Source organism: Streptomyces sp. NPDC023481 (assembly GCF_055560195.1).
This window is the reverse complement of sequence record NZ_JBVHJE010000002.1, coordinates 696,358-722,706: the sequence shown is the minus strand read 5'-3', so window position 1 is coordinate 722,706 and position 26,349 is coordinate 696,358. Positions and strand designations below refer to the sequence as shown.

Genomic DNA, 26,349 nt, shown 5'->3' with positions numbered 1-26,349 from the left:
GGCCGGGTCGCGCCCCCCCGCGGGGGGGGGGGGGGGGGGCGCCCCCCCCCCCCCCCCCCCCCCCCACGGCCCTGCCGGTGCCGGGTGGTGGGTCAGCCGATGGAGATCTTGTCGGCCGGGGTCTCGGTGACGGGGGCCGGGCGGCTCGTCCTGAGCCGCTCCTTCACCACCGCGATCACCAGGACGACCGCCGCGACCAGCAGCGACAGCAGCACGGTCTCCCGGCCGTCGTGCTCGGTGTCGAAGAGCATGTACACCAGCACGCCGGTGATCAGCGCGGCCGTGGCCCACGTCAGGTACGGGTACAGCCACATCCGCACGACGAGCTTCTCCGGTGCCTCCCGCTGGATGATCTTCCGCATCCGCAGCTGCGAGAAGCAGATGACCAGCCACACGAACAGGGCGACCGCACCCGAGGAGTTGACGAGGAAGAGGAAGATCTTGTCCGGGGACAGGTAGTTGAAGAAGACGGCCACGAAGCCGAACACGACCGACGCGAGGATCGCGGCCATCGGCACGCCCCGGCCGTTGACCCGCGCGAACGCCTTCGGCGCGTCGCCCCGCTCACCGAGCGAGAAGGCCATGCGGGAGGCCGTGTACAGGCCGGAGTTGAGACAGGACAGCACCGAGGTCAGCACGATGAAGTTCATGATCTGACCGGCGTGCGCGATGCCCAGCGAGTCCAGCGCGGCGACGTAGGAGCCGTCCTTCTTGATGGACGGGTCGTTCCACGGCAGCAGCGAGACCACGACGAGGATCGAGCCCAGGTAGAAGACGCCGATCCGCCAGATGATGCTGTTGGTGGACTTGGTGACCGCTTGCTGCGGGTTCTCGGACTCGCCGGCCGCCAGCGTGGCGATCTCGCTGCCCATGAAGGAGAAGACGACGAGCAGCACACCGGTGAGGATCGCCCCCGGCCCGTGCGGCAGGAAACCGCCGTGCGACGTGAGGTTGCCGAAGGAGGCCTTCTCGGCGTCCACACCCGGCAGCACACCGAACACGGCGAGCAGTCCGACGACGATGAACGCGCCGATCGCCACGACCTTGATACCGGCGAACCAGAACTCGAACTCACCGTAGGAGCCGACGGAGACCAGGTTGGTCGCGGTCAGCACCATCATCACGATGAGCGCCCAGCCCCACTGCGGGACGGCCGGTATCCAGCCTTCGAGGATCTTGGCGCCGGCGGTCGCCTCCACGGCGAGCACGACGACCCAGAAGAACCAGTAGAGCCAGCCGATGGAGAACCCGGCCCAGCGGCCCAGCGCACGGTCGGCGTGCGCGGAGAAGGAGCCGGACGTCGGGTTGGCCGCGGACATCTCGCCGAGCATGCGCATCACGAGCACGACGAGCGTGCCCACGAGGGCGTAGGACAGGAGGATGCCTGGTCCCGCGGTGGCGATACCGGAACTGGAGCCGACGAAGAGGCCGGCTCCGATGACGCCACCGATCGCGATCATCGACAGGTGGCGGTTTTTCAGTCCTGCTTGGAGGCCCGAACCAGGGGTCATGGACGGATTTCCTTTGCGCCAGGTGAAGCTGCCCGCACGAGCGGTGTACGAGTCGGTCCAGTGAATCCGAGGTGTCGGAATTCGGGAACCTCTGAATCCGGATTGTTACTTGAGGTTTCCTTGAGGATCTATGGTGCACCTCAGAGGTTTCCTGTCGATCACCCGTCGACACCCGGGGCTGCTGCCCGGAAACCGGCGTGTCACACTCGTGGCATGCGCGTGTATCTCGGCTCCGACCATGCGGGCTACGAACTCAAGAACCACCTCGCCGAGTGGCTGAAGGCGGCCGGCCACGAGCCCGTCGACTGCGGGCCGCACCTCTACGACGCCCAGGACGACTACCCGCCCTTCTGCCTCCGCGCCGCGGAGCGGACGGCCGCGGACCCGGACGCCCTCGGCATCGTGATCGGCGGCTCCGGCAACGGTGAGCAGATCGCCGCGAACAAGGTGAAGGGCGTGCGCGCGGCGCTGGCCTGGAGCGAGGAGACGGCGTCGCTCGGCCGCCAGCACAACAACGCCAACGTGGTGGCCGTGGGTGCGCGGATGCACAGCACGGAAGAGGCGACCAAGTTCGTCGAGGTCTTCCTGAACACCCCGTTCTCGGGTGACGAGCGTCACATCCGCCGTATCGACATGCTCTCGGCGTACGAGACCACGGGCGACCTCCCCCCGATCCCGGCCCACCACCCCCAGCAGTAGCCCCGCCGGCGGCGGACCGAAGAGGGCGAAGAGAACCGACGAGGACAGAGAGGACACCCCCGCCGTGCCGGAAGGGCACACGATCCATCGGCTGGCCCAGGACTACGCCGAGCGCTTCGTCGGCACGGCGCCCCACGTCACCAGCCCCCAGGGCAAGTTCTCCGACGCCGCCGCCCTCCTGCACCGTACCGGGCTGACCGCCACCGAAGCCCACGGCAAGCACCTCTTCCTGGGCTTCCGGGACGCCGACTGGGTCCACATCCACCTCGGCCTCTTCGGCAAGGTCGGCTTCGGTGACGCCCCGGCGCCGCCGCCCACCGACACCGTCCGGCTCCGGCTCGCGACGGACACGTCGTACGTCGACTTGCGCGGCCCCACCACCTGCGCGCTGATCACGGACGCGGAGAAGCGGGCGGTCCACGACCGGCTCGGCCCCGACCCGCTCCGCGAGGACGCCGACCCGGGCACCGCGTACCGGAGAGTCTCCCGCAGCCGTACGACGATCGCCGCGCTGCTCATGGACCAGAAGGTCGTCGCCGGCGTCGGCAACGTCTACCGCGCCGAGGTCCTCTTCCGGCACGGCATCGACCCCTACCGCGCCGGCCGGGACATCACCCCGGCCGAGTGGGACGCCCTCTGGACCGACCTGGTGGAGCTGATGCGGGAGGGCGTGCGGAACAACCGGATTGACACCGTCCGCCCGGAGCACACCCCGGAGGCGATGGGCCGCCCGCCCCGCGTGGACGACCACGGCGGCGAGGTCTACGTCTACCGCCGCGCCACCCTGCCCTGCCACATCTGCGACAGCGAGATCCGCACCGCCGGCCTCGCCGCCCGCAACCTCTTCTGGTGCCCCGGCTGCCAGCGCCGCTGACCCGGGCACCGTCCACCCGGCCGTCCGATCGCCGTTAGAAACCGTGCGGGAGCCACGGGGGCACGGGGGAGCCGAAACCCACCGACGCCTCCAGCAGCGCCCCCTGCCTCAGCTCCCGTACCCGCCCGGCCGCCGCCAGTGACAGCAGGCTCACCCCACCGAGGTAGAGCGCCCCCAACTCCCTTACGGACAGGGTGAGATCGGCCGAGTCCGTCGTACGCTCGCAGGACGCGCCCTTCGCGTCGCCGGTCAGCCGCCACCGCCCCGCGTTCCAGGGGCAGAAGGCGTCCTCCACCTCGAACACGACGTCCACGGGCGCCAGATACGTACGGGCCGACAGGGCAGCGGCCACGTCCACCAGCCGGACGTACCCGGCGTCCCGCGACTGCGGCAGACAGCGACGGAGGTCGGAGACCAGATGCTGCCAGGCGTCGTCGACCGGACGGCCCCGCACCTTCAGCGTCGTCATCAGGTCGATGCCGAACAGGAAGCGCCACAGCGCGGCCTCGCTCGCCGGATCGAGCGCGGCCAGGTCCTCCAGGGTCACCGTGCCGTCGTGACCGCTCGGCCCCCAGCCCATCCTGGTGCGAAAGCGCGCGTACCCGGTGACCTCGCCGTCCCGTTCGGCGACCACGCACTGCAAGGCCGACGCCCCGTCCCGCCCGCTCTCCGGATCGACCAGCGCGGCCCGCTCCCATCCGGGCTGCCGCGCCAGCATGCCGGGGCGGCGGGGCACCAGCGCCGCGTACACCGCCTCGCACTCCGTGAGAACGCCGGCGGGCGGCGCGTAGCGCACCCGTACCTCGTCCGTGCCCTCCGGCAGTGCCAGGGTCACCCGGCTGGTGTCGATCTCGGCGTTGAGCTTGTAGGACGCCGTGCCGTACCCGAAACGGCCGTAGATCGCGGGTTCGGAGGCGAACAGCGCGGCCAGCGGCTCCCCCTTGGCGTGCGCGTCGTCCAGCAGCCGCCGCATCATCGATGTCAGCACCCCGCGCCGCCGGTGCGTCGCGGACACGCTGACCATCGCCACCCCGGCCGTGGGCACGAGCGCGCCGCCCGGCACGGTCATCCGGAAGCTGTAGGCCCCCGACGTACCGACGAGCGTGTCCCCGTCCCAGACGCCCAGGGAGCGGTCGAACTCGGTGACGGACCGGTCCCGTTCGCGTTCCTCGGCCGGGACCGCACCGCCGCCGAAGGCCCGGACCAGGTGGTCCCACCACCGGTCGAACTCCTCCGGGCGCAGCGGCTTCAACTCGGTTCCGTACTCAGTCCCCATGCGCCATGCCTATCAGGGCGAAGCGGGACCAGCCACCCGTTTTCCGCACAGCCGGAGCCCGGCGGTCCGGCGCCGCGCCCACGGCGAAGCGGAATCTCACAGGGGGGACAAGTGGGACCTCCCGTGCCAAGCAGCCGGTCCGCTGGATAGGGTCCCGAACTGATGGCAGCAGGACGACAGCGGCGCGCGAAGGCCGAGACGTTCACGGCCCGGTGGAAGAAGCAGTGGCACCGGGTCCGCGTCGGGCTGCGCAGAAGCGCCGTGGACTACTTCCGCGGGGACGGCTCGGACTGGATCGCCTTCGCCGGGCTGCTGCTGACCGTCCCGGTTCTCGCCGCCATGACCCTCCTGAACCCGGTGTGGTGCTCACCGGCCACCCTGGTCCTGCCCATCGTCGCCGGCGGACTGCTGCTGCGCCCGGCGAGTCTGCTCGGCCTGTACGCGGCGGCGGCCACCGCGCTGATCGTGGAGTCGGTACGGCTCGGCCCGTACACCGAGGGGCCCTCCCGGGTCACCCCGGGCCTTGTCCTGGTGGTCGCCGCGTGCGGCTCCTTCGGGCTGCTGACCGCGCAGTTCCGCAGCCGGGTCGGGGTGCCCTGGCGGCGCGGCGGCACCATGCTGTTCGACCTGCGCGAGCGGATCCGGGTGCAGAGCAAGCTGCCGGAGCTGCCGCAGGGCTGGCACCACGAGATGGCGCTGCGGCCGGCCGGCGGGCAGTCGTTCTCCGGTGACTTCGTCGTCGCGGCCCGCACCAACGGCGGCCGCACCCTGGAGGTCGTCCTCACCGACGTGTCCGGCAAGGGCATGGACGCGGGCTCGCGGGCCCTGCTGCTCTCGGGCGCCTTCGGCGGCCTGCTGGGCTCCCTGCCCCCGCACGCCTTCCTCCCCGCCGCGAACGGCTACCTGCTCCGCCAGGACTGGGACGAGGGCTTCGCCACCTCCATCCACCTGGTCCTCGACCTGGACTCCGGCGACTACGAGCTGTACACCGCCGGCCACCCGCCGGGGCTCCAGCTGAGCGCGGGCAGCGGACGCTGGGAGGCGAAGGCCGCCGAGGGCCCGCTGCTCGGGGTGTACGACGGCGCCCAGTTCGACCCCGTCAAGGGCGCCCTGCGGCCCGGCGATGTCCTGATGCTCTTCACGGACGGCCTGGTGGAGACCTCCGACCGGGACATCGTCGAGGGCATCGACCGCCTCACCGGCGAGGCCGACCGCTATGTCTCCGGCGGCTTCCACGGCGCCGCCTGGCACCTCATCGAGGCGGTGGCGAAGGACGTCAACGACGACCGGGCCCTCCTGCTGATCTGCCGGGAACCCCCGTCGAACCCGCGCTGATCCGGGACACTCCCCCCATGACTCCTCCGCGTCCTCCGACTCCTCTCACGCTCGCCGAGGTGGAGGCCATCGCCCGGGCCGCCCACCAGGGGCAGACCGACAAGGCGGGGCGGCCGTACGCCGAGCACCTCGCCGCCGTGGCCGAAGGCGTCCGCGCCCGCGGTGGCGACGCCGAGCAGATCGCGGCGGCCTGGCTGCACGACTCCGTGGAGGACGACGCCCTCACCCGCGACTGGCTGGCCACCGCCGCCCTGACCCCCCGCACCAAGGCCATCGTGGACGCGCTCACCAAGCGCCCCGGCGAGAAACCGGAGGCGTACGCGCGCCGGATCCTCGCCACCCCGGGCGCCCCGCTGGTCAAGGAGGCCGACCTGGCGCACAACGCCGACCCGCGCCGCCTCGCCGCCCTGGACGAACCGACCCGGAAACGACTGACCGAGAAGTACGCCCGTATGAGCGCACTTCTCGGTGTGGAACCGGTGACGTGAACGAAACCCGCTAGACCCCGGCCGGCTCCCGCAGCTTCTCCCGCTTCTGCCGCTCGCGGGCCAGCTCGGCCGCGTCCTGCCGGAACGCCCACTCCATCCTCGGCTCCATCGCGAACCGGAACACGCGCCGCACCGGCGCGGTGCACAGCACGGTGACGGCGGCACCCGCCAGCAGGGTCACCAGGATCTCGCCGAGCGGCCGGTGCAGCCACGCGTGGTCGAACCACCCGCGGTAGTCGGCGAGCTTCACCAGGAAACCGTGCAGCAGATAGCCGTAGAGCGTGCCCGCGCCCAGCGCCGTGAACCACATCCGCCGGCGCGGCACCCAGGCGAAGAAGCAGGCCGTCAGCACCAGCGAGCAACCCATCAGGGCGAGCGTCATCACCGGGCCGCACCACCACGGCGCGCCCAGCTCCTGCGCGGAGTCCCGGTGGTAGAACCACGCGGTGTTCATGCGCGGCACCGCCCACCAGCCGACCGCCAGCGCCGCCGCGAACACCGGCACCGACGCGATCCGCACCCAGCGCCGGCGCACCAGGTGGAAGTGCTCCGGCTTCAGGCACAGGCCGAGCACGAAGTAGGGGAGGAACTGCAGCACCCGCTGCAGATCGAGGTCGTCACCGATGGTCGGGCTGACGGTCGCCAGCATGGCGACGCCGAGGGCCACCGGAAGCGGCCGGCGCACCAGCTTCCACACGGGCGTGGTGAGCCGCCAGACGAACAGAGCGACCAGGAACCAGGTGAGATACCAGGGGTCGAGGAGACTGATCTCCTCGTGCGAGCCGGTGACGGCGTTCTTGAAAAGCGGGTACGCCGTCTCGAACAGGACGTAGGGCACGGCGACACCGGTGATCAGCCGCTTCAGCCGGTCCGGCCGCATGTCGAAGCTGCGTGAGAAGAAGCCGGAGATGATGATGAACGCCGGCATGTGGAAGGCGTACACCACCGTGTACACGCCCTCCAGGATGCGGCTGTCGCCCTTCAGCGGTTCCCACGAGTGCCCCATCGCGACCAGCACGATGGCCAGGTACTTGGCGTTGTCGAAGAAGGAGTCGCGCTGTTTGCCGGGTCTGTCCGCCTTCGGCTGCGGTTCCCGCGCGCTCATCGGGGTACGCGGTCCGGGCACCCCGTCCGCCGGCTCTTGCGCCGGGGGGAGTGGACTGCGGTTCTGGCCGGGGGACGAGGCGGCGTCAAACATCTCAGGCACCCTAGCGTCGTCTGCGGGATTCCGTAAAACGCCCGCAGTCATTCCTGGTTATCACCCCCGGATACCCGCTTGTTTCCTGAACGTGCCCCTGTGGTCCGCGTGATGGCGTGCACCTACGGGTCGTCAGTTCACCCCTGATGTCCAGATTCATCCCGACTAATAGGGGCATACTGTCCCTCGGTGTCATCAATTCGAATTACCTGCGCACATGATGTGTGCCCCCGGAAAAGAACTCGCGCGAATTGCCGGTGAGTCGGGCGCGCCGGGCGGCTCGAATTCCTGTACGGCACGTCGCCCGCGCCGGGACCCGTCTCCGACGTTGCGTCATGGGCCGCATGGGCCGCCCGGGTTGGTGGCACGATGGTTCTGGCGGGGGTGCGCGGGCCGTACCCCCGGGCCGGGAGAGCGGACCGACCGAGGGTGTGATCAGTTGTGGCCATTTCACTGTCTGTGGTGCTGCTGTTGGCGATCATCCTGGTGGTGTTGATCCGAGGGGGGAACATCAAGGCCGGCCCGGCCATCGTCGCGATCCTCTTCGGCTTCTTCCTGGCCTCCACCGGCATGGCCCCCTCCATCAGCCGCTTCCTGAACTCGATAGCGGACTCCATCAACTCGATCAGGTTCTGACGGGGGCGGGGCGGGGGCGGCGACCGGCCCGCACGACTGATCAAGGACGCGGGAAGAGCGCCCACGCCCGGCACGCCGGCACGTCCACACCGGTGCGGCCACGGCCCCCACACCCCGGCACACCTCACCGCCGCCCCGGCCGCCCGTCGCCGGGGCACCCGGGACGCGCTCACCGTGCAGGCACTGCGGCGAGCGACACCCGCACCGGCCGACCCGCCCCCGGTCGACGCCCCCTCGCGAACCCGTCCCGCCCGGGCGGCGTCCGCTGCGTCCCCTACTCCACGCTCCTGGAACGCCAACGGCTCGGGGCCAGGCGGAGGACGTATCCTCCGCCTGGCCCCGAGCCGTACAGAGCGGGCGACGGGAATCGAACCCGCGTAGCTAGTTTGGAAGACTAGGGCTCTACCATTGAGCTACGCCCGCAACACCGCGCCGCAGGTCGGTGACCGCGGCACTGAGGGCATCGTAGCGGGTCGCCCGCCGTGGAGGCCAACGAGTGGCGCCGCGCCGGTACCACGCGTCCCGCCCCGTCGCATGCGGCCGACGGACCGGGCCCGGGCATGTACCCTACGTGTCGCACCAGACGGGGTGTGGCGCAGCTTGGTAGCGCGTCCGCTTTGGGAGCGGAAGGCCGTGGGTTCAAATCCCGCCACCCCGACCACCGGCTCATCACCTCGTGATGATCGCCTTTTGGGGCGCTGACCGGCTGCGGTTACTATGCAAGCTGCGCGCCCGTGTGTCCCGGCCCTCACGGCCCGAACTCCTCCGGGCGGCGAAATCCGCCGGGCCGGTCAGGCTCCGGCAGAACCCGAGAAGTCAGCCACAAGGAGACCGAACCGTGAAGAGCGCCGTGGAGACCCTGAACCCGACCCGGGTTCGGCTCACTGTCGAGGTGCCCTTCGAGGAGCTCAAGGACAGCCTCGACGCGGCGTACAAGAAGATCAACCAGCAGGTCACGGTGAAGGGCTTCCGTAAGGGCAAGATCCCCGCCCGCGTGATCGACCAGCGGTTCGGCCGCGGTGCGGTGCTGGAGGAGGCCGTCAACGACGCGCTGCCGAAGTTCTACACCGAGGCGGTCAACGAGGCCGAGCTGAGCCCGCTGGGCCAGCCCGAGGTCGACATCACGGAGCTGAAGGACGGCGAGACGCTGAACTTCACCGCCGAGGTCGACGTGCGCCCGGCCGTGGAGATCCCGGACTACTCCGGTATCGAGGTCGAGGTGGACGCCGTCGAGGTCACCGACGAGGACGTGGAGAAGTCGGTCGAGCAGCTGCGCGAGCGCTTCGCCTCCACCTCCCCGGTCGAGCGGGCCGCCGAGGACGGCGACGTCGTCACCATCGACCTGCAGGCCAAGGTCGACGGCGAGGTCCTGGAGGACGGCATCGCCAACGGTGTCTCGTACACCATCGGTTCCGGCGAGCTGCTGGACGGCATCGACGACGCCGTGAAGGGCCTGTCCGCCGGCGAGGAGGCCACCTTCACCTCCGAGCTGAAGGGCGGCTCCGCCGCGGGCAAGGAGGCCGAGGTCACCGTCAAGGTCTCCCAGGTCGCCGCCCGCGAACTGCCCGAGCTGGACGACGACTTCGCGCAGCTCGCCTCCGAGTTCGACACCCTGGAGGAGCTGAAGGCCGACAGCCGCAAGCGCCTCGCGAACATGAAGCAGTTCGACCAGGCCACCCAGGCCCAGGAGCGCGTCCTGGAGAAGCTGCTGGAGCTGGTCGAGGTCCCGGTCCCCGAGAAGCTGCTCGAGGACGAGATCAACACCCGCAAGCACAACCTGGAGCACCACCAGCTCGGCCAGATGGGCCTCACCCTCGACAAGTACCTGGAGATCCAGGGCAAGACCGCCGAGGAGTTCGAGACCGAGACCCGCGAGGCCGCGGTCAAGGGCATCAAGACCCAGTTCGTCCTGGACGAGCTGGTCAAGAAGGAGAACCTCAACGTCAACCAGGAGGAGCTCACCGAGCACCTCATGCGGCGTGCGGCCTCCTCCGGCATGTCCCCCGACCAGTTCGCCCAGGCCGTCGTCGAGGGCGGCCAGGTGCCGCTCCTGGTCGGCGAGGTCGCCCGCGGCAAGGCCCTGGCCGTCGTGGTCGAGGCCGCCACGGTCAAGGACACCAACGGCGAGATCGTCGACCTGGACGACGAGGAGGAGACCGAGGCCGCCCAGGCGTCGGAGACCTCCGAGGAGAACGCCGAGAACGCCGAGGGCTGAGCGGTCCCACGGCGCCGGTAAGGCACGTACGACGGGCCCCGGGGAACTTTCCCCGGGGCCCGTTTGCCGTACCGGAAGAGGGCAACGAGCCTGAGGGGGCGCGGGGAACCGCGGGAGCGGCCACGGCCGATCCGCACCCGCCCGCGCACCGCACCCGCCGACGGCGACCGGCCACCCGCCCCCGAGCGGAGCGCTACGCCCCCGGCGAACACCCCCATCTCCGGGATTCCCCGAAGGGACCCTCGCGTTAGGGTCCATGAAAGGCAGAACAAGCAGAACTGAGACGGCCCGGCGCCGTCGTAAGACGAGCAGGTGGATACGTGACGAATCTGATGCCCTCAGCCGCCGGCGAGCCTTCCATCGGTGGTGGCCTCGGCGACCAGGTCTACAACCGGCTGCTCAACGAGCGGATCATCTTCCTCGGCCAGCAGGTTGACGACGACATCGCCAACAAGATCACCGCACAGCTGCTGCTCCTTGCCGCCGATCCGGACAAGGACATCTACCTCTACATCAACAGCCCCGGCGGCTCGGTGACGGCCGGCATGGCGATCTACGACACCATGCAGTTCATCCCGAACGACGTGGTGACGATCGGCATGGGCATGGCGGCCTCGATGGGCCAGTTCCTGCTCACCGGCGGCACCGCCGGCAAGCGCTTCGCCCTGCCGCACACGGACATCATGATGCACCAGGGCTCCGCGGGCCTCGGCGGTACGGTCTCGGACATCAAGATCCAGGCCCAGTACCTGCTGCGCACCAAGAAGACCATGACCGAGCTGACCGCGTTCCACTCCGGTCAGTCCGTCGAGACGATCCTGCGCGACGCCGACCGCGACCGCTGGTTCACCCCGGAAGAGGCCAAGGAGTACGGTCTCATTGACGAGATCATCAGGAACGCCTCGGGTGTTCCGGGAGGCGGCGGCACCGGTGCCTGACCGGCCCGACCACGCCACGCACCGCCGAGACACCAGCCCCCCGAACGCCACCAGGACGGTGAACCCCATGAGCAACTTCCCCGGCGCCGCCAACGGCATGTACGAAGGGCCCCGCCCCGACAGCCGCTACGTCATCCCGCGCTTCGTCGAGCGCACCTCCCAGGGCATCCGCGAGTACGACCCGTACGCGAAGCTCTTCGAGGAGCGCGTGATCTTCCTGGGCGTCCAGATCGACGACGCCTCCGCCAACGACGTCATGGCGCAGCTGCTGTGCCTGGAGTCGATGGACCCCGACCGGGACATCTCGATCTACATCAACAGCCCCGGTGGCGACATGACCGCCCTGACGGCGATCTACGACACGATGCAGTTCGTCAAGCCCGACATCCAGACGGTCTGCATGGGCCAGGCGGCCTCCGCCGCGGCCATCCTGCTCGCCGCCGGTACGCCCGGCAAGCGCATGGCGCTGCCGAACTCCCGCGTGCTGATCCACCAGCCGGCGGGCTCCACCGGCCGCGGCCAGCTCTCCGACCTGGAGATCATCGCCAACGAGTTCACCCGGATGCGTGAGCAGCTGGAGAACATGCTGGCCAAGCACTCGAACCGGCCGATCGAGCAGGTCCGCGAGGACATCGAGCGCGACAAGATCCTCACGGCCGAGGAAGCGCTGGAGTACGGCCTGGTCGACCAGATCATCTCCACCCGCAAGCTGAACAACAGCGAGGTCCGCTGACAGCGGATCCGCACACGTCCGGCCCCTCTTGGCTTGATTCACTCCCAAGTGAACCCTGCCAAGGGGGGCCCGGACACCGGGCCCGGCAAGGTACCGTCGGACATAAGGCAGCACCAGGAGCCGCTGGACTCGTAGCGTCCAGGCGTCTCCCAGGCGAAGGGGAAGCACACCGTGGCACGCATCGGTGACGGCGGCGATCTGCTCAAGTGCTCGTTCTGCGGCAAGAGCCAGAAGCAGGTCAAGAAGCTCATCGCAGGGCCCGGTGTGTACATCTGCGACGAGTGCATCGATCTCTGCAACGAGATCATCGAGGAAGAGCTGGCGGAGACCAGCGAGGTGCGCTGGGAGGAACTGCCCAAGCCCCGCGAGATCTACGAGTTCCTCGAGGGGTACGTGGTCGGCCAGGAGGCCGCCAAGAAGGCGCTCTCCGTCGCGGTGTACAACCACTACAAGCGGGTCCAGGCGGGCGAGAACGGCGGCGCGAGCGGCCGTGACGACGCCATCGAGCTGGCGAAGTCCAACATCCTGCTGCTCGGCCCCACGGGCTCCGGCAAGACCCTGCTCGCGCAGACGCTGGCGCGGATGCTGAACGTCCCGTTCGCCATCGCCGACGCGACGGCGCTCACCGAGGCGGGGTACGTCGGCGAGGACGTCGAGAACATCCTGCTGAAGCTGATCCAGGCGGCGGACTACGACGTCAAGAAGGCCGAGACCGGGATCATCTACATCGACGAGATCGACAAGGTCGCCCGCAAGAGCGAGAACCCGTCGATCACCCGTGACGTCTCGGGCGAGGGCGTGCAGCAGGCCCTGCTGAAGATCCTGGAGGGCACGACGGCCTCGGTCCCGCCCCAGGGCGGCCGCAAGCACCCCCACCAGGAGTTCATCCAGATCGACACGACGAACGTGCTGTTCATCGTGGGCGGTGCCTTCGCAGGCCTGGAGAAGATCATCGAGGCCCGGGCCGGCGCCAAGGGCATCGGCTTCGGCGCGACGATTTTGTCCAAGCGGGAGCTGGAGGCCAAGGACGTCTTCGAGGACGTCATGCCGGAGGACCTGGTCAAGTTCGGCATGATCCCCGAGTTCATCGGCCGCCTGCCCGTGATCACGAGCGTGCACAACCTGGACCGCGAGGCCCTGCTCAAGATCCTGGTGGAGCCGCGCAACGCCCTGGTCAAGCAGTACCAGCGGCTCTTCGAACTCGACGGCGTGGAGCTGGACTTCGAGCGCGAGGCCCTGGAGGCCATCGCCGACCAGGCCATCCTCCGCCAGACCGGCGCCCGCGGCCTGCGCGCCATCATGGAGGAGGTCCTCCAGGGCGTGATGTACGAGGTCCCGTCCCGCAAGGACGTCGCCCGGGTCGTCATCACCGCCGACGTGGTCCTCTCCAACGTCAACCCGACCCTGATCCCCCGCGACGCCCGCGGCCGGGGTTCGGGGGAGCAGAAGACGGCGTAGGCACGAGCGACGCACGAAGGGCCCCGGTCGACCGACCGGGGCCCTTCGCCGCTTGGAGTGCCGGGCGGGCGCGTCAGGCCTTGACGCGGACCTCGGCGCGGAGCTTGGCGGTCAGCTCGGCGTCGGCGGCGGGGTCGCTGCTGCGGCCCGCGACGAGGTTGGCGTAGTCCATCGGCATGACGAACCCGATGGTGCTGTGGTCGCCCCAGACGCAGATCGAGAGCGTCACGTTTTTCGGGCCCCCCTTGTTCGCGCCGGTGGGGGCGCTGGCCTGCTGGCACTTGAGGACCGCGCCGTCGAGCCCGGCCGGCGTGTACGTCTTCGGCTCGCCCTTCAGGGACGTCTGGGAGTCGGCCCCGTTCTTCTGCGACTCGGACTTGAAGTACGCGAACATCGCGTCCACGGTCTTCTCGGGGTCGTCGATCGTGCCGTAGACACCACCGAAGTTGATCTGCTTCTTGCTCAGCGGATTGTCCGGGTCCCCGGACTCGTACGCGGCGCTGACGTCCTTGGGGTCGTGCACGCCCCACTTCTCGGCGTCCTTCAGGTCGCTCGGCGTCATGGTGCCGCTGTCACTCTTGGACTTCTTGTACTCGGACAGCACCGTCGCCGGAGTCGTCAGCTTGTGCGGCCCGTCGTCCGCGACGCTGCTGCCGCCGCCACCCAGTGCGAAGTAGGCGCCCACCGCCACGACGGCCACCACGGCCACCGCGCCGATGATCAGACCCGTCTTCTTCTTCCCGCCGGCCGGCTGCGGAGCCTGCGGCATGCCGTAGGGCTGCGGCTGGCCGTAGGGGGCCGGCTGCTGGCCGTACGGGTTCTGCTGCTGCGGGACGCCCTGCTGCGGGTGGCCGTAGCCCTGCGGCGGGGGCGGAGGGGCCTGCTGGGGGTAGCCGTAGCCGGGCTGCGGGGCCTGCGGCTGCTGGCCGTAGGGGCCCGGCTGGCCGTAGGGCCCCGGCTGGCCGTACGGACCGGGCTGCCCCTGCTGGCCGTACGGTCCCGGCTGCTGGGGCGGTCCGCCGTACGGGCCCGGCTGGTTGTTGCTCATTTCTGGGTTCCCCTCCAGATGCCTTATGTGTTCCTGACATCCTGGCCCAGGCCCGGGAACCGCACGGCACCGGGGGCCGCACCGTTACACAACAAACGCGTTTCGGGACCGCCCCGTGACACCCCTAAACTGACCCCCGTGACCGAGAACGCTCAGCAGCAGCCACCCGCGCCCGACACCGAACTGCCGACCCAGTACGCGCCGGCCGATGTAGAGGGGCCGCTGTACGAGCGCTGGGTAGAGCGGGGTTACTTCGAGGCGGACGCGAAGAGCGACAAGCCCGCGTACACGGTCGTCATCCCGCCGCCGAACGTCACGGGCAGCCTGCACCTCGGGCACGCCTTCGAGCACACCCTCATCGACGCCCTGACCCGCCGTAAGCGCATGCAGGGTCACGAGACGCTGTGGCAGCCCGGCATGGACCACGCCGGCATCGCCACGCAGAACGTCGTCGAGCGTGAGCTGGGCAAGGAGGGCAAGTCCCGCCACGACCTGGGCCGCGAGGCCTTCGTCGACCGTGTCTGGCAGTGGAAGGCCGAGTCCGGCGGGCAGATCTCCGGGCAGATGCGCCGCCTCGGTGACGGCGTCGCCTGGTCGCGTGAGCGCTTCACCATGGACGAGGGCCTGTCCCAGGCCGTCCAGACCATCTTCAAGAAGCTCTACGACGACGAGCTGATCTACCGCGCCGAGCGCATCATCAACTGGTGCCCGCGCTGCCTGACCGCGATCTCGGACATCGAGGTCGAGTACCAGGACGACGACGGCGAGCTGGTCTCCATGCGCTACGGCGACGGGGACGAGTCCATCGTCGTCGCCACCACCCGCGCCGAGACGATGCTCGGTGACACGGCCGTCGCCGTCCACCCCGACGACGAGCGCTACCGGCACCTCGTCGGCAAGCTCATCCGGCTCCCGCTCACCGACCGCTCCATCCCGGTCGTCGCCGACGCCCACGTCGACCCCGAGTTCGGCACCGGCGCCGTCAAGGTCACCCCGGCCCACGACCCGAACGACTTCGAGATCGGCCAGCGGCACGACCTGCCGTCCATCACCGTGATGGACGAGCACGCGGTCATCACGGTCCACGGCCCCTTCCAGGGCATGGACCGGCTGGAGGCCCGCTCGGCGATCGTCGCAGCGCTGCGCGCCGAGGGCCGGATCGTCGCCGAGAAGCGGCCGTACGTCCACTCCGTCGGCCACTGCTCGCGCTGCAAGACCACGATCGAGCCGCGCCTGTCCATGCAGTGGTGGGTCAAGGTCGGCCCGCTGGCGAAGGCCGCGGGTGACGCCGTCCGCGACGGCCGCGTCAGGATCCACCCGCAGGAGATGGAGAAGCGGTACTTCGACTGGGTCGACAACCTCCACGACTGGTGCATCTCGCGCCAGCTGTGGTGGGGCCACCGCATCCCCGTCTGGTACGGCCCGAACGGCGAGGTCGTCTGCGTCGGCCCCGACGAGGAAGCGCCCACCGGCGAGGGCTGGCACCAGGACACCGACGTCCTCGACACCTGGTTCTCCTCCGGCCTGTGGCCGTTCTCCACCCTCGGCTGGCCCGAGCAGACCGAGTCGCTCGCGAAGTTCTACCCGAACTCCGTCCTGGTCACCGGCTACGACATCCTCTTCTTCTGGGTCGCCCGGATGATGATGTTCGGGCTCTACGCGATGGACGGCACCCCGCCGTTCCACACCATCGCCCTGCACGGCATGGTCCGCGACCAGTTCGGCAAGAAGATGTCGAAGTCCTTCGGCAACGCGGTCAACCCGCTGGACTGGATGGACAAGTACGGCTCCGACGCCCTGCGCTTCACCCTGGCCCGCGGCGCCAACCCGGGCGTCGACGTCCCGATCGGCGAGGACTGGGTCCAGGGCTCCCGCAACTTCGCCAACAAGATCTGGAACGCGACCCGCTTCGCGCTGATGAACGGCGCGACGGTCCAGGGCCCGCTGCCGGACCCGTCCGCGATGTCCGCGACCGACCGCTGGATCCTCTCCCGCCTCAACTCGGTGGTCGCCGAGGTCGACGCGTACTACGAGGACTTCCAGTTCGCCAAGCTCTCCGACGCCCTCTTCCACTTCGCCTGGGACGAGGTCTTCGACTGGTACGTCGAGCTGTCCAAGACCGTCTTCCAGGCGGGCGGCGAGCCGGCCGAGGTCTCCAAGCGGGTCCTCGGCGAGGTCCTGGACGTCACCCTCAAGCTGCTGCACCCGGTCGTCCCGTTCGTCACGGAGGCCCTGTGGACCACCCTGACCGGCGGCGAGTCCGTCGTGATCGCCGAGTGGCCGACGGACAGCGGCTTCCGTGACACGGCGGCCGAGCAGGAGATCGAGACCCTCCAGTCCGTCATCACCGAAGTCCGCCGCTTCCGCGCCGACCAGGGTCTCCAGCCCGGTCAGCGCGTCCCGGCGCGCCTGACGCTGGACGGTACGGCCCTCGCCCCGCACGAGACCGCCATCCGCCAGCTGCTGCGCCTCCAGCCGGAGGGCGACTCCTTCACGGCCACGGCCACCCTGCCGGTCGCCGGCGCCGAGGTCGCCCTCGACCTGTCCGGCACGATCGACGTCGCCGCGGAGCGCAAGCGCCTCGCGAAGGACCTCGCCGCCGCCGAGAAGGAGAAGGCCCAGGCCACGGCCAAGCTCGGGAACGAGGCGTTCCTGGCGAAGGCCCCGGAGAACGTGGTGGACAAGATCCGCACGCGCCTGGCCAAGGCCGACGAGGACATCGCGCGCATCACCGCCCAGCTGGAGCGGCTGCCGCAGGCGTAGGCGTACGCGGTGAAGGCCCCGGTGCCGCACGGCACCGGGGCCTTCGTCCGGGCGCAGCCAAGCCACCGCACGCGTTGTCGGTCCCGCTCCGTAGACTGGCCCCGTGAGCGACATCCCCGGCAACGAGCAGCCCGACCCCCTCGACGCCTTCGAAGAGCTGATCGCGGAGGAGACGGACCGCGACCCCGACCTCGCGGTGATCGAGGCCGGCAGCCGTACCCTGCGCACCCAGGGCGGCCGGCCGCAGCCCGACGTACCCGCGCGCCCCGAGGACCCCGAGGTCGACAGGGCGTTGCGCGAGGTCGAGGCGGAGCTGGCCACCCGCTGGGGCGAGACCAAGCTGGAGCCCTCGGTCAGCAGGATCTCCGCCCTGATGGACGTGCTCGGCGAGCCCCAGCGGTCGTACCCCTCGATCCACATCACGGGCACCAACGGCAAGACCTCCACCGCCCGCATGATCGAGGCCCTGCTCGGCGCGTTCGAGCTGCGCACCGGCCGTTACACGAGCCCGCACGTGCAGTCGATCACCGAGCGGATCAGCTTGGACGGCGCCGCGATCTCCGCCGAGCGGTTCATCGAGACGTACCAGGACATCAAGCCCTACGTCGAGATGGTCGACGGACAGCAGGAGTACCGGCTGTCCTTCTTCGAGGTGCTCACCGGCATGGCGTACGCGGCCTTCGCGGACGCCCCCGTGGACGTCGCCGTGGTCGAGGTCGGCATGGGCGGCTCCTGGGACGCCACGAACGTGATCGACGGCGATGTCGCCGTCGTGACCCCCATCGACCTCGACCACACCGACCGGCTCGGCGGGACGACCGCGGAGATCGCCGGCGAGAAGAGCGGCATCATCAAGCAGGACGCGACCGTCATCCTGGCCCAGCAGCCGGTGGACGCGGCGCAGGTGCTGCTGAAGAAGGCCGTCGAGGTGGACGCCACCGTGGCCCGCGAGGGCCTGGAGTTCGGCGTCGTCGCCCGGCAGGTCGCCGTCGGCGGGCAGCTGGTCACGCTGCGCGGCCTCGGCGGCGAGTACCCCGAGGTGTACCTGCCGCTGCACGGCGCTCACCAGGCGCACAACGCGGCCGTCGCGCTCGCCGCCGTGGAGGCGTTCTTCGGCGTGGGCGCGCAGCGCGCGGAGCCGCTGGACATCGACACCGTCCGCAAGGCCTTCGCGGCCGTGTCGTCCCCGGGCCGGCTGGAGGTCGTACGGCGCTCTCCCACCGTCGTCCTGGACGCCGCGCACAACCCGGCGGGCGCGCGGGCCACCGCCGAGGCCGTGCGGGAGGCGTTCGACTTCACCCGGCTGATCGGGGTCGTCGGCGCGAGCGCGGACAAGAACGTGCGCGGGGTGCTGGAGGCCTTCGAGCCGATCTTCGCCGAGGTCGTCGTCACACAGAACTCCAGCCACCGCGCCATGGACGCGGACGAGCTGGCCGCGATCGCCGTCGAGGTGTTCGGCGACGAGCGGGTCCAGGTGGAGCCGCGGCTGCCGGACGCCCTGGAGGCCGCGATCACGCTGGCCGAGGAGGAGGGCGAGTTCGCCGGCGGCGGGGTGCTGGTCACCGGTTCGGTCATCACGGTCGGCGAGGCCCGGCTGCTGCTGGGGAAGGGCTGAGAGTCGAGGATGCGTACGCTCTGTGCATCGACCCTGATCGGCGAGTTCTTCGTCATCGGGTTCGCCGGGCTGGTCGCCATGAAGGACCCGGACCTGGCGACCTCCACGGTGTGGCTGGTCAGCGGTGTCGCCATGCTGCTGTGCGTGCTGCTGTGCGGCATGGTGACCCGGCCCGGCGGGGTGGCCCTCGGCTGGGCCCTGCAGCTCGCCCTGATCGCCTCCGGGGTGTTCGTCCCGACCATGTACTTCATGGGTGCGGTGTTCGCGGCGCTGTGGTGGGCGTCGGTGCACTTCGGGAGAAAGGTGGACGAGGCGAAGGCGAGATTCGCCGCCCAGGCCCAGTCCCCCTCCTCCACGGCTGACGCTGCGTAACAAGGGCCCCGACACGCCCTGTAACCTCGTCCCACCGCACCCGTAAGTCGTGTAAGGAGCCCCTCGTGAGCCAGCGCACCCTCGTCCTCCTCAAGCCCGACGCCGTCCGTCGAGGCCTGACCGGCGAGATCATCAGCCGTATCGAGCGCAAGGCCGGCTGGCAGATCACCGCGCTGGAGCTGCGCACCCTGGACCAGGACACGCTGGAGCAGCACTACGGCGAGCACAAGGGCAAGCCGTTCTACGAGCCGCTGGTGGAGTTCATGGCCTCCGGTCCGGTCGTGGCGCTGATCGTCGAGGGCGAGCGGGTCATCGAGGGACTGCGCGCGCTGGCCGGCCCCACCGACCCGATCGCCGCCGCGCCCGGTTCGATCCGCGGTGACTACGGTGTGATCGTGCGCGAGAACCTGATCCACGCCTCGGACTCCGAGGAGTCCGCCGAGCGCGAGGTGAAGATCTTCTTCCCGGGGCGTGCGTAACCTCCGTGGCCGCGGTGGAGGGTTCGGGGGCACGCCCCCGGACCTCGGTTTTCCTGGCATGAGTACCGGCGATCGAGGGAACGGGCATCCCCGAACGCCCGTCTCCACAAGCGAGGCGGCACGCCATCTGGTGACAATGGCGGAGACCCTCGCGCAGTGTTCGTGCAGGCGCGTTTACGATGGAAGCCTTCACGTCACAGCACCCGCCTCGCCGACCTGACATGCCCTCAAAAGCTCGGGAAGGCCAGATGAATCCGGATGGGGAACTCAATGTCGTTCATCGGCCGTGACATGGCTGTCGACCTCGGGACCGCCAACACGCTGGTGTACGTCAGGGGTCGCGGAATCGTACTGAACGAGCCGTCCGTCGTGGCGATCAACACCAACACGGGTGGGATCCTCGCGGTCGGTGCCGAAGCGAAGAAGATGATCGGTCGGACGCCGGGCAACATCGTGGCCGTCCGCCCGCTGAAGGACGGCGTGATCGCCGACTTCGAGATCACCGAGCGGATGCTCCGCTACTTCATTCTGAAGATCCACAAGCGGCGGTACCTGGCCCGGCCGCGGGTCGTCGTCTGTGTGCCCTCCGGTATCACGGGCGTCGAGCGCCGCGCGGTCATCGAGGCGTCCTCGCAGGCGGGCGCCCGCCAGGTGCACATCATCGAGGAGCCCATGGCCGCCGCCATCGGCTCCGGCCTGCCGGTCCACGAGGCCACGGGCAACATGGTGGTGGACATCGGCGGCGGCACCACGGAGGTCGCGGTCATCTCGCTGGGCGGGATCGTCACCGCCCAGTCCATCCGCGTCGCCGGCGACGAACTGGACAACGCGATCATCCAGTACATCAAGAAGGAGTACAGCCTCCTGCTGGGTGAGCGCACGGCGGAGCAGATCAAGATCACGATCGGTTCGGCGTACGACCTCGACAGCGACGAGCACACCGAGGTGCGCGGCCGGGACCTGGTGTCCGGGCTGCCGAAGACCGTCGTCATCTCGGCGGCCGAGGTCCGCAAGGCGATCGAGGAACCGGTCAACGCGATCGTGGACGCCGTGAAGACCACCCTCGACAAGTGTCCGCCGGAGCTGTCCGGCGACATCATGGACCGAGGAATCGTCCTGACCGGCGGCGGAGCCCTGCTGCGCGGGCTGGACGAGCGGCTGCGGCGGGAGACCGGCATGCCGATCCACATCGCCGAGGACCCGCTGGACAGCGTCGCACTCGGCTCCGGCAAGTGCGTCGAGGAGTTCGAGGCGCTGCAGCAGGTCCTCGACGCCCAGCCGCGCAGATGACACAACGCTTCGATTCCGCCGTACGAGACGTTCTCCTCTCGTGCGGCGGATCGTTGATATAGAGGCATAAGCTCCCACAAACGGTCCTTTTGGGGCGCGTCGCAGCATGCGCGTTTTCCCAGGGGGCCTGACGAATTCCTACTTGAGGAAGGGCACGGCCGCCGCACGTGAGGGACACGAAAGAGAGCCGGCTGCTCCTGGTCCTGCTGGTCGCCATCGCGTTCGCGCTGATCACGGTGGACATCCGGGGAGGCCGGAACTCCCCGGTCGACGGTGCCCGGCACGCCGCCGCGGCGGCGTTCGGCCCGGTCGAGAACGGGCTGTCCTCCGCGGTCGACCCGGTCGGAGAGGCCGTCTCCGCGGTCCGTGACTCCGGCAGCCGGCACGACCGGCTCGCCGTACTGGAGCAGCAGAACGCGGCCCTCAAGGCCAAGCTCGGCAGCGACGACCGCAACCGCAGCCGCCTCAAGCAGCTGGACAAGCTGCTGAAGATCGCCGGCGAGGGGCAGTACGGCATCAAGGGCGCCCAGGTCATCGCCATAGGGTCGGCCCAGGGCTTCTCCTGGACCATCACCATCGACGCCGGCGCCGACGACGGCATCCAGCGGGACATGACCGTCCTCAACGGCGACGGCCTGGTCGGCCGGGTCACCACCGTCGGCCCCAGCACCTCCACCGTGCTGCTCGCCAACGACCCCGACTTCACCGTCGGGACCCGGATGGAGGGCGACGACGAACTGGGCTTCGCCTCCGGACAGGGCGACCGCCCGCTGCGCGTGGAACTGCTCAACGGCAAGGCGGAGGTGAAGAAGGGCGACCGGCTCGTCACGTTCGGCTCGCAGGCCGACAAGCCGTTCGTGCCCGGCGTCCCGGTCGGCGTGGTCTCCCGCGTGGACCCCTCCGGCGGCGGCCTGACCCGCACCCTCTACGTCACCCCGTACGTCAGCTTCACCAAGCTCGACATCGTCGGCGTGGTCGTCCAGGCACCGAAGAAGGACCCGCGGGACACGGTGCTCCCGGCCCAGCCGAAACCGGTCCCGACACCGACGGTGACCGTCACGGTCACCCCGTCGGCCGACGCCTCCGCCACAGCCGAGCAGTAGGAGCCGAATCCCATGCGTGTCAACCGGATCCTGCTCTCCACCGCGCTGGTCGTCGTGGCCCTGGTCATCCAGGTGAGCGTCCTCGCCCGGCTGCACCTGCCGGGTGCCGTCCCCGACCTGCTGCTGCTCACCGTCCTTGGCCTGGCGATGGTGTACGGCCATGTCGGCGGCGCCCTCGTCGGTTTCGGCGCCGGTCTCCTCGCCGACCTGGCCCCGCCCGCCGACCACGCGGCCGGACGGTACGCGCTCGTGCTGTGCGTCACGGGCTATTTCGCCGGGCTCATCCGGCCGGAGAACGGCCGGCTGAAGTCGGCGACCGGCCCCATGGCCGTCGTGGTCGCCGCCGCCATCGGCTCCACCCTGCTCTACGCCGGGGTGGGCGCCCTGGTCGGTGACACCGCCGCCCGCCATGTCGGCCTGCCCGGGCTGCTGTTCTCGGCCGCCCTGTACGACCTGCTGCTCGCCCCGTTCGTGGTGCCCGGCGTGATGTGGCTGGCCCGCCGCTCCGACAACGACCCGCTCACCGACAGCGGGGCCGCCGCCAAGGCCGGGGACATCTCCTCCGGCTGGCTCTCCTCCGGCACCGGGCTGCGCATCGGCGGCCAGCGCGGCGGCCTCGGCGCGCTGAAGGCCAAGGCGCGCACCCGCTCCGCCAAGGTCGGCCGTATCAAGGGGGTCAAGCGGCTGTGAGCGGCGGCGAGTTCCACCCCGGCGAGTTCACTCGAACGGGTCAGCCGTCCCGGAACGCGGGCGCACAGGCTGGTCGTTCATCATTCGTACACGCACAGGCGGTTCGCACAGACGACCGCCGCGCCCAGACGTCCGCACACTGAGAGGGGGAGGCAGCCGCAGTGACCAACATCCCCGAGACCGGTCGGACGCCACGCGTCCAGATCCGGCTCGTCGTGATCCAGATCCTCGTCCTCTCCCTCCTCGGCACGCTCGGCGGCCGGCTGTGGTACCTGCAGATCCGCGAGGGCGCCGCGTACCAGAAGGAGGCGTCCGGCAACCACGTGCAGCAGGTCGTCGACCCCGCCGTGCGCGGCGACATCCTGGACGCCCGCGGTGTGCCCCTCGCGGACAACGAGACGCGCCTGGTCGTCTCCGCCTCCCGCACCGACCTGCTGAAGCAGAAGGACGACGGCAGGGCCGTCCTGACCAAGCTGGCCGGCGTCCTCGGCATGAGCCCCGAGGACGTCCTGCAGAAGGTCCGGCTGTGCGACGCCAAGACCCCCCAGCCCTGCTGGAACGGCTCGCCGTACCAGCCGATCCCCATCACCGACGAGGCCACGCCCAAGCAGGCCCTGCAGATCCGCGAGCGCTCCGAGGACTTCCCCGGCATCACCGCCGAACCCGAGGCCGTCCGTCGGTACGCGGCCCCGGGCAAGTCCAACACCGCGCAGGTGCTCGGCTATCTCTCGCCCGTCACCGACGACGAGATCCAGAAGGCCAAGGACACCGACTCGCCCTACCTGCGCTCCGACATGGTCGGCCGCTCCGGCCTGGAGCGGACCTACGACAAGGTGCTGCGCGGCAAGGCCGGCGTCACCCGCTACGAGGTGGACAACCTCGGCCGGGTCATCGGCAAGGCCAAGTCGGACGCGGCCGAGCCGGGTTCGAACCTGGTCACCAGCATCGACTCCCGCGTCCAGCGGGTCGCCGAGTACGAGCTGGACAAGGCGATGAAGGCCGCCCGCCAGCAGTACGACAAGATCACCGGCATGAACTACAAGGCCGACTCCGGCGCCGTCGTCGTGATGGAGGCCAAGACCGGCCGGATCGTCGCCATGGCCTCGGCGCCGACGTACGACCCGAACGTCTGGGTCGGCGGCATCTCGGCCAGGGACTACAAGGCCCTCACCGGCAAGAACTCGGACTACCCGCTGCTCAACCGGGCCATACAGGGCCAGGCAGCGCCCGGCTCGACCTTCAAGGTGGTCTCCACGGCCGCCGCGGTCGAGGCCGGCTACCCCTTCGACGGCCGCTACCCGTGCACCAGCTCCTACTCGGTGGGCAGCCAGGTCTTCAAGAACTTCGAGGGCGAGAACTTCGGCCCCATCTCCCTCGGCCGCGCCCTGGAGGTCTCCTGCGACACCGTCTTCTACGGTCTCGCCGACCGGGAGTGGAAGAAGGACGGCGGCATCAACCCCAAGAAGGGCCGCCCGAAGGACTACTTCTACAAGGCCGCCCACCAGTTCGGCCTCGGCAAGGAGACCGGCATCGACCTGCCCAACGAGGTCACCGGCCGCGTCCCCGACCGCCAGTGGAAGGAGGCCTACTGGAAGGCCAACAAGGACGCCTGGTGCAAGAGCGGCAAGAAGGACGGCTCCTACGTCGAGAAGATCGCCTACGAGAACTGCCTCGAAGGCAACAAGATGCGCGAAGGTGACTCGATCAACTACTCCATCGGCCAGGGCGACACGCTCGTCACGCCGATCCAGGAGGCCGTGATCTACGGCGCCGTCGCCAACGGCGGCACGATGTACCAGCCGACCATCGGCAAGGCGGTCATCAGCGCCGACGGCAAGAGCGTGCAGGAGATCAAGCCGAAGAAGCGCGGAAAGCTCCCGGTCAGCCAGGCCACCCTCAGCGGCATGAACGACGCCTTCGCCGGCGTCGTCACCCGCGGTACGGCGGCCTGGAAGTTCGGCGGCTGGCCGCAGAACAAGATCCCGCTGCACGCCAAGACCGGCACGGCCGAGGTCTACGGCAAGCAGACCACGTCCTGGCTCGCCACCTACTCCAAGGACTACACGGTGATCATGACGATCGCCCAGGCCGGTACGGGTTCCGGAGCCTCCGGTGAGGCCGTGCGCAACATCTACAGCGCGCTCTACGGCGTCCGCGCCGACGGCTCCATCGACAACAAGAAGGCGCTGCTGCCCCAGCCGCAGACGGGCCTGCCCAAGGTCCGCACGGACGGCACCATCGCCGCCCCCAAGATCACCGGTGACCCGGCCAAGGAGGCCGAGGCCGCCCAGAAGGACAACCCCACCAACGGCGACAACCAGCAGCCCGCGGGGACCACCCCCTCGCCCACGACGGGCAACCGCAACACCCGCAGGCGGCCGCGCAGGCGGGGGAGCCGGAGGATGCCCTCATGACCGGCGCGAACAGCTTCTCCGTCTCCGGGTACGGCCCCGAGCGGGCCGGCTGGACCAGGATCTTCGCCCGCGACTCGCTCACCCGTCGGCTGGACTGGCCCATCCTGTTCGCGGCCACCGCCCTGTCCCTGCTGGGCTCGCTGCTGGTGTACTCGGCGACCCGCAACCGCACCGAGCTGAACCAGGGCGACCCGTACTTCTTCCTGGTCCGGCACCTGATCAACCTCGGTATCGGCATCGCCCTGATGGTCGCCACGGTCTGGCTCGGCCACCGCGCCCTGCGCAACGCCGTGCCGATCCTCTACGGCCTGTCGGTGCTCCTCGCCCTGGTGGTCCTCACCCCCCTCGGCGCGACGATCAACGGCCAGCGCAACTGGCTGGTCATCGGCGGCTTCTCGCTGCAGCCCGCCGAATTCCTCAAGGTCACGATCATCCTGGGCATGGCCATGATGCTGGCCGCCCGGGTGGACGCGGGCGACAAGCCCCACCCCGACCACCGGACGGTGTTCCAGTCCCTGTGCCTGGCCGCCGTACCGATCCTGATCCTGCTGCTCATGCCCGACCTCGGTTCGGTGCTGGCCATGGTGGCGATCATCCTCGGCGTGCTGCTCGCCTCCGGCGCCTCCAACCGCTGGGTCTTCGGCCTGCTCATCGCCGGGGTGATCGGCTGCATCGCGATCTGGCAGCTGCACATCCTGGACCAGTACCAGATCAACCGGTTCGCCGCCTTCGCCAACCCGGACCTGGACCCGGCCGGCGTCGGCTACAACACCAACCAGGCCCGCATCGCCATCGGCTCCGGCGGCCTCACCGGGGCCGGGCTCTTCCACGGCTCGCAGACCACCGGCCAGTTCGTGCCCGAGCAGCAGACCGACTTCGTGTTCACGGTCGCGGGGGAGGAGCTGGGCTTCGTCGGCGCGGGCTTCATCATCTTCCTGATCGGAGTCGTCCTGTGGCGCGCCTGCCGGATAGCGCGTGACTCCACCGAGCTGTACGGGACGACCGTCGCCGCCGGGATCGTCGCCTGGTTCGCCTTCCAGTCCTTCGAGAACATCGGCATGACCCTCGGCATCATGCCGGTCACGGGCCTGCCCCTGCCGTTCGTGTCGTACGGCGGCTCCTCGATGTTCGCGGTATGGGTCGCGGTCGGCCTGCTCCAGTCGATCAAGGTGCAGCGCCCGATGTCGGCGTGAGCCACCCGGGCGCCCTCTGCC

Annotated in this window: 22 protein-coding genes and 2 tRNA genes; 19 read left to right on the top strand and 5 right to left on the bottom strand. The window is 69.8% G+C overall.

All coding sequences use genetic code 11. From position 1 onward, the window contains the following. Positions 1-92: 92 nt before the first annotated feature. Positions 93-1,511, bottom strand: coding sequence for an amino acid permease (locus tag ACZ3ZD_RS07515; RefSeq protein WP_467394526.1), 1,419 nt, complete (start codon positions 1,509-1,511; stop codon positions 93-95). Positions 1,512-1,724: 213 nt separating this feature from the next. Between ACZ3ZD_RS07515 and ACZ3ZD_RS07510 the strand changes: the two genes are divergently transcribed. Next, a complete protein-coding gene (locus tag ACZ3ZD_RS07510) occupies positions 1,725-2,210 on the top strand; it encodes a ribose-5-phosphate isomerase (protein WP_467394524.1) in 486 nt (161 codons plus the stop codon). Positions 2,211-2,274: 64 nt separating this feature from the next. Continuing rightward, the gene (locus ACZ3ZD_RS07505) at positions 2,275-3,084 is read left to right on the top strand and encodes an Fpg/Nei family DNA glycosylase (RefSeq protein ID WP_467394522.1); all 810 of its coding nucleotides are present in this window, start codon (positions 2,275-2,277) and stop codon (positions 3,082-3,084) included. 34 nt (positions 3,085-3,118) lie between these two features. Here the strand turns inward: ACZ3ZD_RS07505 and ACZ3ZD_RS07500 are convergent, their stop codons facing one another. Continuing rightward, positions 3,119-4,360 carry a GNAT family N-acetyltransferase gene (locus ACZ3ZD_RS07500; protein ID WP_467394520.1) on the bottom strand — a complete coding sequence of 414 codons (1,242 nt, stop codon included), beginning with the start codon at positions 4,358-4,360 and terminating at the stop codon, positions 3,119-3,121. Between the two features lie 162 nt (positions 4,361-4,522). Here ACZ3ZD_RS07500 and ACZ3ZD_RS07495 point away from each other — a divergent pair, with 162 nt between their 5' ends. Together ACZ3ZD_RS07495 and ACZ3ZD_RS07490 are read left to right on the top strand one after the other, a co-directional pair. Continuing rightward, positions 4,523-5,695 carry a SpoIIE family protein phosphatase gene (locus tag ACZ3ZD_RS07495; protein ID WP_467394518.1) on the top strand — a complete coding sequence of 391 codons (1,173 nt, stop codon included), beginning with the start codon at positions 4,523-4,525 and terminating at the stop codon, positions 5,693-5,695. A gap of 17 nt (positions 5,696-5,712) precedes the next feature. Then, positions 5,713-6,183 carry an HD domain-containing protein gene (locus tag ACZ3ZD_RS07490; protein ID WP_467394516.1) on the top strand — a complete coding sequence of 157 codons (471 nt, stop codon included), beginning with the start codon at positions 5,713-5,715 and terminating at the stop codon, positions 6,181-6,183. A 10-nt stretch (positions 6,184-6,193) separates the two neighbouring features. Here the strand turns inward: ACZ3ZD_RS07490 and ACZ3ZD_RS07485 are convergent, their stop codons facing one another. Beyond that, complete coding sequence (locus ACZ3ZD_RS07485; RefSeq protein ID WP_467394514.1) at positions 6,194-7,288, bottom strand: acyltransferase family protein; 1,095 nt, start codon at positions 7,286-7,288, stop codon at positions 6,194-6,196. 534 nt (positions 7,289-7,822) lie between these two features. On the opposite strand from ACZ3ZD_RS07485, the gene ACZ3ZD_RS07480 reads away from it, so the two are divergent. Continuing rightward, complete coding sequence (locus tag ACZ3ZD_RS07480; RefSeq protein ID WP_073894178.1) at positions 7,823-8,017, top strand: hypothetical protein; 195 nt, start codon at positions 7,823-7,825, stop codon at positions 8,015-8,017. 352 nt (positions 8,018-8,369) lie between these two features. On the opposite strand, the gene ACZ3ZD_RS07475 is transcribed toward ACZ3ZD_RS07480, so the two are convergent. Further along, positions 8,370-8,440: transfer RNA gene (locus tag ACZ3ZD_RS07475), tRNA-Gly, on the bottom strand. A gap of 161 nt (positions 8,441-8,601) precedes the next feature. Here ACZ3ZD_RS07475 and ACZ3ZD_RS07470 point away from each other — a divergent pair. The 5 genes from ACZ3ZD_RS07470 (at position 8,602) to clpX (ending at position 13,361) form a co-directional block, all read left to right on the top strand. After that, positions 8,602-8,678, top strand: a tRNA-Pro gene (locus ACZ3ZD_RS07470). Between the two features lie 177 nt (positions 8,679-8,855). Continuing rightward, complete coding sequence (tig, locus tag ACZ3ZD_RS07465; RefSeq protein ID WP_467394511.1) at positions 8,856-10,232, top strand: trigger factor; 1,377 nt, start codon at positions 8,856-8,858, stop codon at positions 10,230-10,232. 332 nt (positions 10,233-10,564) lie between these two features. Beyond that, positions 10,565-11,170: an ATP-dependent Clp protease proteolytic subunit gene (locus ACZ3ZD_RS07460; protein WP_143632556.1), complete on the top strand. Its 606-nt coding sequence runs from the start codon at positions 10,565-10,567 to the stop codon at positions 11,168-11,170. Between the two features lie 67 nt (positions 11,171-11,237). After that, on the top strand, positions 11,238-11,903 hold the full coding sequence (locus ACZ3ZD_RS07455; protein ID WP_467394509.1) for an ATP-dependent Clp protease proteolytic subunit: 666 nt from the start codon (positions 11,238-11,240) through the stop codon (positions 11,901-11,903). Between the two features lie 171 nt (positions 11,904-12,074). Then, entirely contained in the window at positions 12,075-13,361 is a 1,287-nt protein-coding gene (clpX, locus tag ACZ3ZD_RS07450) for an ATP-dependent Clp protease ATP-binding subunit ClpX (protein ID WP_014672712.1), read from the top strand. Between the two features lie 73 nt (positions 13,362-13,434). Here the strand turns inward: clpX and ACZ3ZD_RS07445 are convergent, their stop codons facing one another. Beyond that, positions 13,435-14,409, bottom strand: coding sequence for a hypothetical protein (locus ACZ3ZD_RS07445; RefSeq protein ID WP_467394507.1), 975 nt, complete (start codon positions 14,407-14,409; stop codon positions 13,435-13,437). A 138-nt stretch (positions 14,410-14,547) separates the two neighbouring features. Between ACZ3ZD_RS07445 and ACZ3ZD_RS07440 the strand changes: the two genes are divergently transcribed. From ACZ3ZD_RS07440 to rodA, 9 genes are all read left to right on the top strand, one after another. After that, the gene (locus ACZ3ZD_RS07440; protein ID WP_467394505.1) at positions 14,548-17,172 is read left to right on the top strand and encodes a valine--tRNA ligase; all 2,625 of its coding nucleotides are present in this window, start codon (positions 14,548-14,550) and stop codon (positions 17,170-17,172) included. Between the two features lie 103 nt (positions 17,173-17,275). Beyond that, a complete protein-coding gene (folC, locus tag ACZ3ZD_RS07435) occupies positions 17,276-18,787 on the top strand; it encodes a bifunctional tetrahydrofolate synthase/dihydrofolate synthase (RefSeq protein ID WP_467394503.1) in 1,512 nt (503 codons plus the stop codon). 9 nt (positions 18,788-18,796) lie between these two features. Continuing rightward, on the top strand, positions 18,797-19,159 hold the full coding sequence (locus ACZ3ZD_RS07430) for a DUF4233 domain-containing protein (protein WP_467394501.1): 363 nt from the start codon (positions 18,797-18,799) through the stop codon (positions 19,157-19,159). A 65-nt stretch (positions 19,160-19,224) separates the two neighbouring features. Continuing rightward, complete coding sequence (gene ndk / locus ACZ3ZD_RS07425; protein ID WP_104780585.1) at positions 19,225-19,638, top strand: nucleoside-diphosphate kinase; 414 nt, start codon at positions 19,225-19,227, stop codon at positions 19,636-19,638. 270 nt (positions 19,639-19,908) lie between these two features. Beyond that, positions 19,909-20,928 (top strand): rod shape-determining protein, encoded by a 1,020-nt coding sequence (locus ACZ3ZD_RS07420; protein WP_020940056.1) that lies wholly within the window; start codon positions 19,909-19,911, stop codon positions 20,926-20,928. A gap of 167 nt (positions 20,929-21,095) precedes the next feature. Further along, positions 21,096-22,031, top strand: a complete 936-nt coding sequence (mreC, locus tag ACZ3ZD_RS07415; RefSeq protein ID WP_467394498.1) for a rod shape-determining protein MreC — start codon at positions 21,096-21,098, stop codon at positions 22,029-22,031. A gap of 12 nt (positions 22,032-22,043) precedes the next feature. Beyond that, positions 22,044-22,721 carry a rod shape-determining protein MreD gene (gene mreD / locus ACZ3ZD_RS07410; RefSeq protein ID WP_467394496.1) on the top strand — a complete coding sequence of 226 codons (678 nt, stop codon included), beginning with the start codon at positions 22,044-22,046 and terminating at the stop codon, positions 22,719-22,721. A 161-nt stretch (positions 22,722-22,882) separates the two neighbouring features. Continuing rightward, complete coding sequence (mrdA, locus tag ACZ3ZD_RS07405) at positions 22,883-25,135, top strand: penicillin-binding protein 2 (protein WP_467394494.1); 2,253 nt, start codon at positions 22,883-22,885, stop codon at positions 25,133-25,135. Next, the gene (gene rodA / locus ACZ3ZD_RS07400; protein ID WP_467394492.1) at positions 25,132-26,328 is read left to right on the top strand and encodes a rod shape-determining protein RodA; all 1,197 of its coding nucleotides are present in this window, start codon (positions 25,132-25,134) and stop codon (positions 26,326-26,328) included. The genes mrdA and rodA overlap by 4 nt, the downstream gene beginning before the upstream one ends. Positions 26,329-26,349: the final 21 nt, after the last annotated feature.

Bases quoted from the DNA above. Each gene is read 5' to 3' on its own strand.
- ACZ3ZD_RS07515 (WP_467394526.1), bottom strand. From the start codon at position 1,511: ATGACCCCTGGTTCGGGCCTCCAAGCAGGACTGAAAAACCGCCACCTG.
- ACZ3ZD_RS07510 (WP_467394524.1), top strand. From the start codon at position 1,725: ATGCGCGTGTATCTCGGCTCCGACCATGCGGGCTACGAACTCAAGAAC.
- ACZ3ZD_RS07430 (WP_467394501.1), top strand. From the start codon at position 18,797: ATGCGTACGCTCTGTGCATCGACCCTGATCGGCGAGTTCTTCGTCATC.
- mreD (WP_467394496.1), top strand. From the start codon at position 22,044: ATGCGTGTCAACCGGATCCTGCTCTCCACCGCGCTGGTCGTCGTGGCC.
- ACZ3ZD_RS07445 (WP_467394507.1), bottom strand. From the start codon at position 14,409: ATGAGCAACAACCAGCCGGGCCCGTACGGCGGACCGCCCCAGCAGCCG.
- rodA (WP_467394492.1), top strand. From the start codon at position 25,132: ATGACCGGCGCGAACAGCTTCTCCGTCTCCGGGTACGGCCCCGAGCGG.
- ACZ3ZD_RS07495 (WP_467394518.1), top strand. From the start codon at position 4,523: ATGGCAGCAGGACGACAGCGGCGCGCGAAGGCCGAGACGTTCACGGCC.
- ACZ3ZD_RS07460 (WP_143632556.1), top strand. From the start codon at position 10,565: ATGCCCTCAGCCGCCGGCGAGCCTTCCATCGGTGGTGGCCTCGGCGAC.
- ACZ3ZD_RS07485 (WP_467394514.1), bottom strand. From the start codon at position 7,288: ATGAGCGCGCGGGAACCGCAGCCGAAGGCGGACAGACCCGGCAAACAG.
- ACZ3ZD_RS07500 (WP_467394520.1), bottom strand. From the start codon at position 4,360: ATGGGGACTGAGTACGGAACCGAGTTGAAGCCGCTGCGCCCGGAGGAG.
- ACZ3ZD_RS07420 (WP_020940056.1), top strand. From the start codon at position 19,909: ATGTCGTTCATCGGCCGTGACATGGCTGTCGACCTCGGGACCGCCAAC.
- ACZ3ZD_RS07490 (WP_467394516.1), top strand. From the start codon at position 5,713: ATGACTCCTCCGCGTCCTCCGACTCCTCTCACGCTCGCCGAGGTGGAG.
- ACZ3ZD_RS07455 (WP_467394509.1), top strand. From the start codon at position 11,238: ATGAGCAACTTCCCCGGCGCCGCCAACGGCATGTACGAAGGGCCCCGC.